Raw genomic sequence first — 12,127 nt, 5'->3', positions numbered from 1 at the left:
GCGCGTTACGCGGCCAGCTTCGCCAGCGCCGCGTCGATCCGGGCCAGGGTGGTCTCCTTGCCGAGGACCTCCAGGGACTCGAACAGCGGCAGCCCGACCGTGCGGCCGGTGACGGCGACGCGGACGGGGGCCTGGGCCTTGCCGAGCTTCAGGCCGTGGGCCTCGCCGGCGGCCAGGACGGCTTCCTTGAGCGACTCGGCGGAGGTCCAGTCGGCGGCCTCCAGCTTCTCGCGGGCCGTGCGCAGGAGGGCGTCCGAGCCCTCCTTCATGGCCTTCGTCCAGCTGGCCTCGTCCTCCACCGGCTCCGGCAGGAACAGGAAGTCGACGTTGTCGGTGATCTCGGAGAGCACCTTGAGGCGGGTCTGCGCGTGCGGGGCGATGGCCTGCCACTTCGCCTCGTCGAAGGCCTCCGGGACCCAGGGGGCGAACGGCGCCTGGAGCCACGGGCGGCAGCGCTCCGTGAAGTCCTTCACGTCCAGCAGGCGGATGTGGTCGCCGTTGATCGCCTCGCACTTCTTGAGGTCGAAGCGGGCCGGGTTCGGGTTCACGTCGGAGATCTCGAACGCGGCGATCATCTCCTCGGCCGAGAAGATGTCCTGGTCGGCCGAGAGGGACCAGCCCAGCAGGGAGAGGTAGTTGAGCAGGCCCTCGGGGAGGAAGCCGCGCTCCCGGTAGAGGTTCAGGCTGGACTGCGGGTCGCGCTTGGAGAGCTTCTTGTTGCCCTCGCCCATCACGTACGGCAGGTGGCCGAAGGACGGGATCTCCTTGGCGACGCCCAGCTCGATCAGCGCCTTGTACAGGGCGATCTGGCGCGGGGTGGAGGAGAGCAGGTCCTCGCCGCGCAGGACGTGGGTGATCTCCATCAGGGCGTCGTCGACCGGGTTGACCAGCGTGTACAGCGGGGCGCCGTTGGCGCGGACGATGCCGTAGTCCGGGACGTTCTCCGGGGTGAAGGTCAGCTCGCCGCGGACGAGGTCGGTGAAGGTGATCGTCTCGTCGGGCATCCGGAAGCGGACGATGGGCTCGCGGCCCTGGGCCTTGTACTCCTCGACCTGCTCGGCGCTCAGCTCGCGGCAGTGGCCGTCGTAGCCGGAGGGCTTGCCGGCGGCGCGGGCGGCCTCGCGGCGGGTGTCCAGCTCGTCCTGGGAGCAGTAGCAGCGGTAGGCGTACCCGCCGTCGAGCAGCTTCTGCGCGACCTCCTTGTAGAGGTCCATGCGCTGCGACTGGCGGTACGGCGCGTGCGGGCCGCCGACCTCGGGGCCCTCGTCCCAGTCGAAGCCCAGCCAGCGCATCGAGTCCAGCAGCTGGGTGTACGACTCCTCGGAGTCACGGGCGGCGTCGGTGTCCTCGATGCGGAAGACCAGGGTGCCCTGGTGATGCTTGGCGAACGCCCAGTTGAACAGGGCGGTGCGGACCAGGCCCACGTGGGGGTTACCGGTGGGCGAGGGGCAGAAACGGACGCGTACGGGTGCGCTAGCCACGCTTGACAACCTTGTTGGTGAGAGTGCCGATGCCTTCGATGGTGACGGCGACCTCGTCGCCGACGTTCAGGGGGCCGACCCCAGCCGGGGTGCCCGTGAGGATCACGTCGCCGGGGAGCAGCGTCATGGCCTCGGAGATGTTGACGATCAGGTCCTCGACGGAGTGGATCATCTCGCTGGTCCGGCCCAGCTGACGCTGCTGGCCGTTGACCGTGAGCTGGATGGTGAGGTCGCTCGCGTCGAGGTCCGTCTCCACCCAGGGGCCGAGCGGACAGGAGCTGTCGAAGCCCTTGGCCCGGGCCCACTGCTTCTCACGCCGCTGCACGTCACGAGCGGTGATGTCGTTGGCGCAGGTGTAGCCGAAGATGACGTCCTTGACGCGCTCGCGCGGGACCTCGCGGCACATCCGGCCGATCACGACGGCCAGCTCGGCCTCGTGGTGCACCTCCTCGGAGAAGGAGGGGTACTGGATCTCGTCGCCCGGGCCGATCACCGAGGTGGACGGCTTGAAGAAGGCGAAGGGGGCGTCGGGCACCTCGTTGCCCAGCTCGCGGGCGTGCTCCGCGTAGTTGCGGCCGAAGGCCACGACCTTGTTGGGCAGCACCGGCGGCAGCAGCCTGACCTTGCTGACCGGCACCTTCGTGCCGGAGAGCTCGAAGTCCGCGAACGGGATGCCCTTGATGATGTCCAGGACGAGTTCGTCCTGCTTGTCGCCCTCGATGGCGCCGAAGGCGACGTTCCCGTCGATGGAGAACCTGGCGATGCGCACGGGATGCTTGGCCCCTTGACTGAAGCGGCTGGAGTCTGACGGTCCAGGCTAACGCGGGGAGGTCCCCCCGCCCCGCGCATTACGGAGGGGCGCCCCGTCACACGGGGCGCCCCTCCGAAATCCGTGTCCCTCCGCCCTGAGCATCCGGCGGCCGGCACGCGTACTACCAGGTGTCATTCCGCGGCTGCGGCGGCCGCGACGGGGATCTCCATGAGGACGGTGCGCTTGGGGTTTGCGGTCTGGGCCGGGAGGTCGACGGGGTGCTCCGGCTGCTCCGGCGTCTGCAGTTCGTCGGCGTCGTCCAGGTGAGCCAGCGTCGTGCGTCGCGGGTTGGCGATCTTGTGGAACATCGTCGTCGTCTTCACTGTTTACTTGACCCTGTCCTGTGACGGGCGCCGGGAGGGTGTGTGAAACCTCCGCACGGGCGCGGGTTGTCGGTTGTGCCATCGCTGTAAAGCGTCAGGCTAAACATGCGATTCCCCGGCTCGTTCGCGCGAAGACCATGATCAGCGTGTGAGTTTCCTCACGAATCAGAGGGCGAATCGGTCAATCCGGACTCGCGCTCCACGTCTGCGAAACGGACATTGGCTCACTGAAGCCATCATTCCGCTCCTGATCATGGCGACTGGGACACCCGGCACCGCTCGGCGACTCGCGGACTTACGCCCGAAATGGGCGAACTCGCCTTCTACGGCCGGTGATCCGGCGTTCACGTGGTGTCACCTACATCACGGCTCGGCCTACGGGCCTTGTTGGAGATCCTGTGCTGTGCTGGAATCTCACGGACCGCCGCAGGATCGAGCCGGCGCACAGGGGGCGCACAGTCGCGCCGAGTGGCGGCGAGAAGGGGGAGCCAGCGCCGGTCACTCAAGACCACCACGGGGGCGTTTTCAGGGCGTCCCCAGAACGCCGACACCGTGCCCCGCCGTTCAGGCGACGGGGTGCCTGGTCCAGAGGTTGCGACGCTAGTGCAGGGACGTTTCAAGAGGGATGGCAACGCTTCGGCGGCGCCGGAGCCGCACGGCGGGACTGGCCCCATGACTGGCGGCCCCTCGCCCCAGCACGCCCAGAACCAGGGCCCTGCCGGTGACGGCGGTGAGCGCTCCGGGCGCCCCGGCACGTCGGCCCCGTCGGGGCCCGCGGGCCCTTCCCCGGCGCTGAAGCCGCCGACGGGCCCGACCGGCCCCGGGCCGCGAATAGCCCTGCGCAACTGGCGCATCTCCACGCGACTGGTGTCGCTGCTCGCCCTCCCGGTGGTCGCGGCCACCTCGCTGGGCGCGCTGCGTATCAACCAGTCCATGGACGACATCCAGCAGCTCGACAACATGAAGCTGCTGACGGACATGACCAAGCAGGCCACCGAGCTGTCGGCCGCGCTCCAGGAGGAACGCGACCAGTCGGCCGGCCCGCTCGCCCACGGCGGCAAGGCGACCGACTTCACGGTCAAGGGGCTTCGCGAGAAGACCGACCGGGCGATGAAGAACTTCCTCGACAGTTCCGAGGAGATCGACAGCGCCAGCAAGGACGGCAACCTCAAGGGCGTCCGCGAGTACCTCATCCAGCTCGCCGGCGAGCTGGGCGACCTGGCGCAGATCCGCAAGGGCGCCTACGCCTCCGAGGGCAACTCCACGCAGACGGTCGAGGCGTACCACCGTCTGATCGAGAACCTGATCGACCTCTCCCAGGACATGGCCGAGGCGACCAGCAACCCGGACATGATCCAGCGCACGCGAGCGCTCGCGGCGTTCTCCTCCGCCAAGGAGTACTCCTCGATCCAGCGCGCGGCCCTCGCGGCGGCGCTGCCCGCGAGCAACACCACGGCCGGCAAGCTCTCCCCGAACGACCGGCTCTACGCCGAGTCGGCCCTGGAGAGCCAGAAGTCCGAGATCCGCAGCTTCAAGAGCATCTACGGCGAGGACGCCGCCGCCGAGCTGCTCAAGCCGATCGAGGACGGCGGCAACTCCACGATCAAGGCGACCGACACCTACGCGGGTCGCGCCCTGGTCTCCGCGAGCGGTCTCGCCCAGCAGGACAAGCGGTCCTACCGCGACTGGCTGGACGACAGCTCCACCAAGATCCAGCAGATGAAGAACATCGAGCACACCCTGCTCGAGGAGATGGAACAGAAGGCCCGCGAGCTGCGCAGCGCCACCGAGCGCGACGCGATCATCTCCGGTGCCCTGATCCTGATCGTGCTGGGTGTGTCGCTGGTCGGTGCCTTCGTCGTGGCCCGCTCCATGATCCGCTCGCTGCGCCGGCTGGAGGACACCGCGACCAAGGTCGCCTCCGACCGTCTGCCCGAGCTGGTCAAGCAGCTGTCCGAGTCCGACCCGCAGGACGTCGACACGTCCGTGGAATCGGTCGGTGTGCACTCCCGGGACGAGATCGGCCGAGTGGCCGCGGCCTTCGACGACGTGCACCGCGAGGCGGTCCGCCTCGCCGCCGAGCAGGCCCTGCTGCGGGGCAACGTCAACGCGATGTTCACCAACCTCTCGCGCCGCTCCCAGGGCCTCATCCAGCGTCAGCTCTCGCTCATCTCCGAACTGGAGTCCCGCGAGGCCGACCCGGACCAGCTGTCCTCGCTGTTCAAGCTCGACCACCTCGCCACCCGCATGCGCCGTAACGGTGAGAACCTCCTCGTCCTCGCGGGTGAGGAGCCCGGCCGCCGCTGGACCCGTCCGGTGCCGCTGGTCGACGTGCTCCGTGCCGCCGCGTCCGAGGTGGAGCAGTACGAGCGCATCGAACTGGCCTCCGTGCCGACCACCGAAGTGGCCGGCCGGGTCGTCAACGACCTCGTGCACCTCCTGGCCGAGCTGCTGGAGAACGCGACCTCCTTCTCCTCCCCGCAGACCAAGGTCAAGGTCACCGGTCACGCGCTGCCCGACGGCCGTGTGCTGATCGAGATCCACGACACCGGTATCGGTCTGTCGCCGGAAGACCTGGCCGCGATCAACGAGCGGCTCGCCTCTCCCCCGACGGTGGACGTCTCCGTCTCCCGCCGCATGGGCCTCTTCGTGGTCGGCCGTCTGTCCCAGCGGCACGGCATCCGCATCCAGCTGCGCCCGTCCGACTCCGGTGGTACGACCGCGCTGGTCATGCTGCCCGTCGACGTCGCCCAGGGCGGCAGGAAGCCCCAGCCCAAGCAGCCCGGTCAGCCTCCCGTCGGTGGCGGTCCCGCCGCCGCGCAGGCCGCCGCCGGTGCGGCCGCGGCCCGGCGTGCCGCCGGTGCCGGCCAGGGCGGCGGTGCCCTCGGGGCCGGCGCCTCCGGCGGTGCCTTCGGTGGCGGTGCCCCCGGCGGCGGCCGGCTCGCTCCCGGCCAGGGCCCGCGAGCCGCGCTGCCCGGGCGGGACGGGGACGGTGGCCGTCCCGGATCGCAGGGCGGTGCGCGCGGACCGCAGGGCCCCGGCCCGTCGTCGTTCGAGCAGAGTGGCCCCCCGCAGGGCCGTCCCGCTCCGACCGGTGGCGCCGGGTTCGGTCAGCAGGCTCCGGGTGCCCCGCAGGGTCTGCAGGCCGCGGGCACCAACGGGCCGCAGCAGGGCCAGGACGCCTTCGGCGGTGGCCGCAGCCGGAAGAAGCAGGGCGGCAACGCCGAGCAGGGCAAGGGCCGCAGGCCGCAGCTGCCGCCGCGCGGTGGTCCGCGGGCCGAGCTGCCCGGTGGCGACGCGCAGCAGCGCGTACCGAGCTGGAGCGACGAGAACGCCCAGCCGCCGGTGCCGCGTGCCTCGCTGGACGCCCCGCGCGGTCACGAGGAGCAGCCGGACGTCTCCCGCACGTCTTCCCTGCCGCGCGTCGACGACCGTCAGGGTCCCGGTGCGACGGCGCAGATGCCGGCCGTGCCGCGCGACGACCGGCAGGGCCTCGGCTCGCCGGCCGACTTCGGCGCTGCCCAGCACGCGGACCCGTTCGGTCCCGGCGCCAACGCACAGCAGGGCCAGGACCAGGGGGCCTTCGTCCGCCCGGACGTCTTCGGCACCCCGGGCGGTCACCGTGACTCGTCCACGTCGGGCCAGTACCCGGCGCCGCAGTCCTACGACAACGGCTCGACCGGCCAGTACCCCGCACCGCGCCAGGACAACGGCGCCGGGCGGCCCACCCTCCCGGGACCGGCCACCGCGGCCGACCCCGCGGGCACGGGCCGGTTCGAGCAGCCGCAGGTCAACGGCGGCCGGGGACCTGCCGACTTCGGCGCCCCGCGGCCGCCCGCCCCGCAGGCCCGGCCCGTCCGGCAGGAGCCCGAGGCCCTGCCACCGGCGTCCGGTCCGGGCGACGGTCGTACGCCGCTGTACGACACGCTGGAAACCAACTGGTTCCACGGCCAGCAGGAGCAGCAGCAGCCGCAGACCAACGGCTCCGCTCCGGCCGCCCCGCAGCAGCCGCAGGGACCCACCGGTCCGCAGCGGTCCTCCGCCCCCGCCGGCTGGCGCACCTCGCCGAACGACGACCTCGTCCGCCAGGCCGAGCGAGTCCGCCAGCCCGCCGCGGGTGGTGTCACCACCTCCGGCCTGCCGCGCCGGGTGCCCCGGGCGAACCTCGTCCCGGGCACGGCACAGCAGCAAACCCACCAGAGCGGTCCGCAGGTCTCGCGTGCGCCCGATGACGTGCGCGGCCGGCTGACCAATCTCCGTCGGGGAATCGCACAGGGTCGTCAGGCCGGGTCCACACAGACCGGCAGCCACCCACGGCCCACTCACCAGCAGGAGCGTTAGTTGAGTCCGATGAGCCAGGCGGCACAGAATCTCAACTGGTTGATCACCAACTTCGTGGACAACACCCCCGGGGTGTCCCACACCGTCGTCGTGTCCGCCGACGGTCTCCTCCTGGCGCTGTCGGAGGGCTTCCCGCGCGACCGCGCGGACCAGCTCGCGGCCGTCGCCTCGGGCCTGACGTCGCTGACGGCGGGCGCTTCCCGGATCTTCGAGGGCGGTGAGGTGGCGCAGACGGTCGTGGAGATGGAGCGAGGGTTCCTCTTTCTCATGTCCGTCTCGGACGGCTCGTCCCTGGCGGTCCTCGCCCACCCCGAGTGCGACATCGGCCTCGTCGGCTACGAGATGGCGCTCCTGGTCGACCGCGCGGGCGCGGTTCTCACCCCCGACCTGCGAGCTGAGCTCCAAGGCAGTCTGCTCCACTGATCGGCCCCGGCACCACCCGTCTCACCACATCACCGTCCGGCTGCCACACACCCCACACAGGCCCCGTCAGACGGCTTGCTGACCGACTTGCTGTCCCGCCCGGAGGACCCATGACCCCGCCCACCGCCTCTCATGATCCGTACGCGGAGCCGTACGAGGACGAGGGCGACCAGCCGCTGGTAAGGCCGTACGCCATGACCGGCGGCCGGACGCGGCCGCGCTACCAGCTGGCCATCGAGGCACTGATCAGCACGACCGCGGACCCCGCCGCGCTCATGGGGCTGCTCCCGGAGCACCAGCGGATCTGCCACCTCTGCCGTGAGGTGAAGTCGGTGGCCGAGGTCTCGGCGCTGCTCAACATGCCGCTGGGTGTGGCCCGGATCCTGGTCGCGGACCTCGCCGAGGCCGGTCTCGTCGCGATCCACCAGCCGGGCGGCGACGACGCCACCGGTGCGCCGGACGTGACACTGCTCGAAAGGGTGCTCAGTGGACTTCGCAAGCTCTGACCAGGGTCGATCCACCACCTCCGCGAAGATAGTGGTGGCGGGTGGCTTCGGCGTGGGCAAGACCACGTTCGTGGGCGCCGTCTCGGAGATCAACCCGCTGCGGACCGAGGCCGTGATGACCTCGGCCAGCGCGGGCATCGACGACCTGACCCACACCGGGGACAAGACCACCACCACGGTGGCCATGGACTTCGGCCGTATCACCCTGGACCAGGACCTGATCCTGTACCTCTTCGGTACCCCGGGCCAGGACCGTTTCTGGTTCATGTGGGACGACCTGGTGCGCGGCGCCATCGGCGCGGTGGTGCTCGTGGACACCCGGCGCCTGGCCGACTGCTTCCCGGCCGTCGACTACTTCGAGAACTCGGGTCTGCCGTTCGTCGTGGCCCTGAACGGCTTCGACGGACAGCAGCCCTACCAGCCCGAAGAGGTACGCGAGGCGCTGCAGATCGGACCGGACACCCCGATCATCACGACGGACGCCCGGCACCGGGCCGATGCGAAGAGTGCCCTGATCACGCTGGTCGAGCACGCTTTGATGGCACGGCTGAGGTAGCACCCAATTCAGGAGCGCCATACGGCAGTTGTCGTAGATGCACCGGAGCCGGCTGTGTCCTTTGACACGGTCGGCCAAGGTGTTCATAACGTTTCGGCAGAGGAATCGGGTGGTATGGCCACGCGTCGCGCACATCCGGTCTCGCTGCGCGCACAACGGCCCCGCCTTTTGGCGGGGCTCGCTCTTTATGACCGTTTTATCTGGGGCTTACATCACGTCGATTCCCCCTCCCGGACTGTTTGGAAGAGCGCAGGTCGTCGTGCTGGAATGCCTGAACTGCCCAATAGTCAATGACGCACTCGTCCATCGAGGCGTGTTGGGCTCTGAACACTGCGGCACAACGTTGGTGCCGACCGCCGAGAGGTTGTTGGTCGAGTGAGGCGAAGCAAGAACAGTCCCGAGCCGTCGGCCCGGGGCAACTTCACCCCGCCGCCGCGCACAGCGGCGCCCGCCCCCGTGCCCGGTTCGGAACCGACGGCCGCGCCCGCCGAGAGCGGCGGCCGTCTTTCCCCGCGCAACTGGCGCGTGGCGACCAGGCTCAACGCGATCCTGCTCATACCCGTGCTGGTCGGCCTCGTCATGGGCGGCTTCCAGGTGAAGAGCTCGATCGACACCTGGCAGGAGGCCGAGGACGCGGAGAACACCGCGCGCCTGGTCCGCGCCTCGCTGCTCTACGCCAACGCCCTCTACATCGAACGTGACGCGTCGGCGGCGCCCCTGCTGAAGGGCAGCGCCCAGAGCGCCCAGGACAAGGCGACCGTCACTCAGGTCCGCAAGGCCACCGACGAGGCGGCGGACGCCTTCGACGCCGCGGCGCAGAACATGCCGGCCAAGCCCGGCCTGGAGCGCCGGCTGAAGCTTTTCCGCAAGGTGGAGCCCGAGCTGGCCACCCTGCGCCAGGTCGCGTACACCTCCAAGCTCAAGGGTGTACAGACCGAAGAGGGCTACGTCGAGGTCGCCCACCCGCTGACGGAGTTCGCCAACGAGCTCGGTCTCGGCACCGGCAACATCACCAGCTACGGCCGGACCGTGTACGCCATCGAGCTCACCAAGGCGGCCCTGTCGCTGCAGCGCTCCATCGGCATGCACATCCTGGTCAAGCCGGGCCCGGACGCCGGCAACCTGGCCAGCCAGCGCATCGCCCTGTCCTCCTACGCCTACCTCGAGCGCATCGCCGTGCAGGAGTACATCGGCGGTGGCACCGAGCAGGACGCGGCCAAGCTCAAGCAGGCCGAGGCCAAGATCAAGGCCGACGGCGCCGCGATGGCCCGGGAGGCCAAGGCCAAGAACCCGGACTACGTCCCGCCGCCCGCCAACCCGACGACGATGATCTCGGGCGTGGCCACGCTGCAGAGCACGGACCCGAGCGCGCGCGCCGCACTCGCCGAGCGGGGCATCACCGCCGAGAACTGGTGGGCGGTCAACACGCTCAAGTTCAACGCGTACGAGAAGATCGAGACGGACCTGGCCGACAAGGCCGTGAGCGAAGCGTCCGACATCGCCGACGACGCCCAGCGTGACGCCTACATCACCGGTGCCGCCGTCGTGGTCGCCCTGCTCCTCGCCTTCATCCTGGCCGGCGCGGTCGCCCGCCAGATGAGCCGCTCGATGCGCCAGCTGCGCAACGCCGCCTTCGGCATCGCCGAGCAGCGTCTGCCGATGCTGGTCGACCAGCTCTCCCGCACCGACCCCGGCCGCGTCGACACCCGTGTCCAGGCCATCCCGATCGCCACCACCGACGAGATCGGCGAGGTCGCCCGCGCCTTCGACCAGGTCCACCGCGAGGCCGTCCGGCTCGCCGCCGAGCAGGCCCTGCTGCGGGGCAACATCAACGCGATCTTCACCAACCTGTCGCGCCGCAACCAGTCGCTCATCGAGGGCCAGCTGACCCTGATCACCGACCTGGAGAACAACGAGGCCGACCCGGACCAGCTGGAGAACCTCTTCAAGCTGGACCACCTGGCGACCCGTATGCGCCGCAACGGCGAGAACCTCCTCGTCCTCGCCGGCGAGGAGCCCGGCCGCCGCTGGGACCAGCCGGTCCCGCTGGTCGACGTGCTGCGCGCCGCCTCCTCCGAGGTGGAGCAGTACGAGCGCATCGAGCTGTCCGGTGTCCCGGAGGCCGAGATCCACGGCCGCGCCGTGACCGACCTCGTGCACCTGCTCGCCGAGCTCCTGGAGAACGCCACGACGTTCTCCTCCCCGCAGACCAAGGTCCGCGTCACCGCGACCCGTCTCCCCGACGGCCGCGTGATGATCGAGATCCACGACAAGGGCATCGGCCTCACCGCCGAGGACTTCGCGGACATCAACCACAAGCTGGCCAACCCGCCGACGGTGGACGCCGCGATCTCCCAGCGCATGGGCCTGTTCGTGGTCGGCCGGCTGTCCGACCGGCACGGCATCCGGGTCCAGCTGCGCCCCTCGGGCGAGCAGGCCGGCACCACCTCGCTGGTCATGCTGCCGGACGCGATCACCCACGGTGGTGGCGGCGAGCAGCACGTGGACCGCGACGAGTTCACCGTCTCGCAGATCATCCCGGAGCAGAACTTCGGCGGCGGCGAGAACTTCGGCCAGCCCATGCGCACGGCCGCGGAGCTCGGCTTCGACGACAGCCGCTACTCCGACGTCCCCGACGACATACGCGAGCTGGACCCCGTCGGCCGCTCCCTGATGCGCGAGGAGCGCCGGGCGGCCCTGGAGTCGCAGTCGCACGAGCAGCCCGCGCTGCCCGGGCAGAGCAGCCAGGAGCCCTCCCAGGCGACCGGCTACCGCGACGAGTACAACGGGCAGCAGGGCTACGACGCCGGGCAGGCCTACGACACCGGCCAGTCCGGCTACCCGGAGCAGCAGCCGTCCGCGTACGACCGCCAGGCGCCGTACCAGGAACAGCAGGCGCCGTACCAGGAGCAGCAGGCGTCGTACGAGGAGCCGCAGCGGTCTGCGTACGACGAGCAGTACTACGCGCCGAACGGCGGTCTGCCGCAGAACGACACCTTCTCGCCGAACGGCGGCTACCCGGAGCCCTCCTCCTATGCGGAGCCGGCCCAGGAGGAGCCCTCGGCTCCGGGCGCGGGCGGGCAGGGCGGATTCGCCGCGTTCGAGCAGCGGCGCCACCAGGACGACTGGCCGCAGCAGGACGGTTACCAGAACGGCTACCCGAGCCAGTACTCTTCTCAGGCCCAGGAAACGGAATCTGCGCAGGCCGCTGACGCAAGTGAGCAGGACCGCGTAGGCTTCGACCGTCCGGGATCGAGCCCCTCCGCCGCTCACACGATGACCGACGCCGGGCTTCCCCGCCGTGGAGCCACCGCGAGCGGTGCGAACGGCACGGGTGGCGCACGGCATGTGAGCCAGGAGCCGTCGGCCTCCGCTCCGGAGAGCAAGGGCGACGACTGGCGCTCGGCCAACGACGAGCGGTGGCAGCAGGCTTCGCAGCTCCGGAAGCCCAAGGCGGGCGGGGTCACCTCCTCCGGCCTGCCGAGGCGGGTTCCCAAGGCCAACCTGATCGAGGGAGCCGCCGAGAGCACCCCCCAGGGAGGCCCACAGGTCTCCCGCGCCCCGGAGGACGTCCGGGGCAGGCTGAGCAACCTGCGTCGGGGCGTCCAGCGCGGACGCAGCGCAGGCAGTGAAACGAACGGCCAGGGCTTCGGTCCTGACAGCACCTACAACCAGGAGCGTTAGTG

Annotated in this window: 8 protein-coding genes; 5 read left to right on the top strand and 3 right to left on the bottom strand. The window is 70.4% G+C overall.

Annotation, left to right across the window (positions count from 1 at the left end):
• Positions 1-5: 5 nt before the first annotated feature.
• The 3 genes from gltX to HNR57_RS29480 all read right to left on the bottom strand — a co-directional run bounded on the left by gltX (position 6) and on the right by HNR57_RS29480 (position 2,615).
• Complete coding sequence (gltX, locus tag HNR57_RS29490) at positions 6-1,481, bottom strand: glutamate--tRNA ligase (RefSeq protein ID WP_376772301.1); 1,476 nt, start codon at positions 1,479-1,481, stop codon at positions 6-8.
• Positions 1,474-2,250 (bottom strand): fumarylacetoacetate hydrolase family protein, encoded by a 777-nt coding sequence (locus HNR57_RS29485; protein WP_184564694.1) that lies wholly within the window; start codon positions 2,248-2,250, stop codon positions 1,474-1,476. Before HNR57_RS29485 ends, gltX begins: the two co-directional genes overlap by 8 nt.
• Before the next feature lie 173 nt (positions 2,251-2,423).
• Positions 2,424-2,615 carry a hypothetical protein gene (locus HNR57_RS29480; protein WP_184564998.1) on the bottom strand — a complete coding sequence of 64 codons (192 nt, stop codon included), beginning with the start codon at positions 2,613-2,615 and terminating at the stop codon, positions 2,424-2,426.
• Positions 2,616-3,218: 603 nt separating this feature from the next.
• On the opposite strand from HNR57_RS29480, the gene HNR57_RS29475 reads away from it, so the two are divergent.
• From HNR57_RS29475 to HNR57_RS29455, 5 genes are all read left to right on the top strand, one after another.
• Positions 3,219-6,956 (top strand): sensor histidine kinase, encoded by a 3,738-nt coding sequence (locus HNR57_RS29475; protein ID WP_184564692.1) that lies wholly within the window; start codon positions 3,219-3,221, stop codon positions 6,954-6,956.
• Between the two features lie 9 nt (positions 6,957-6,965).
• Positions 6,966-7,379: a roadblock/LC7 domain-containing protein gene (locus HNR57_RS29470; RefSeq protein ID WP_031138073.1), complete on the top strand. Its 414-nt coding sequence runs from the start codon at positions 6,966-6,968 to the stop codon at positions 7,377-7,379.
• A gap of 110 nt (positions 7,380-7,489) precedes the next feature.
• On the top strand, positions 7,490-7,885 hold the full coding sequence (locus HNR57_RS29465) for a DUF742 domain-containing protein (RefSeq protein WP_030851927.1): 396 nt from the start codon (positions 7,490-7,492) through the stop codon (positions 7,883-7,885).
• Positions 7,866-8,441, top strand: a complete 576-nt coding sequence (locus HNR57_RS29460; RefSeq protein WP_102911445.1) for a GTP-binding protein — start codon at positions 7,866-7,868, stop codon at positions 8,439-8,441. The genes HNR57_RS29465 and HNR57_RS29460 overlap by 20 nt, the downstream gene beginning before the upstream one ends.
• Positions 8,442-8,816: 375 nt before the next feature.
• Positions 8,817-12,125, top strand: coding sequence for a sensor histidine kinase (locus HNR57_RS29455; RefSeq protein WP_184564690.1), 3,309 nt, complete (start codon positions 8,817-8,819; stop codon positions 12,123-12,125).
• Positions 12,126-12,127: the final 2 nt, after the last annotated feature.

This window comes from Streptomyces paradoxus, assembly GCF_014202475.1.
Classification (GTDB): Bacteria; Actinomycetota; Actinomycetes; order Streptomycetales; family Streptomycetaceae; genus Streptomyces; species Streptomyces paradoxus.
The sequence above is the reverse complement of the archived record's forward strand: the minus strand, read 5'-3'. Positions and strand labels throughout refer to the sequence as shown.

Bases quoted from the DNA above. Each gene is read 5' to 3' on its own strand.
- HNR57_RS29470 (WP_031138073.1), top strand. From the start codon at position 6,966: ATGAGCCAGGCGGCACAGAATCTCAACTGGTTGATCACCAACTTCGTG.
- HNR57_RS29465 (WP_030851927.1), top strand. From the start codon at position 7,490: ATGACCCCGCCCACCGCCTCTCATGATCCGTACGCGGAGCCGTACGAG.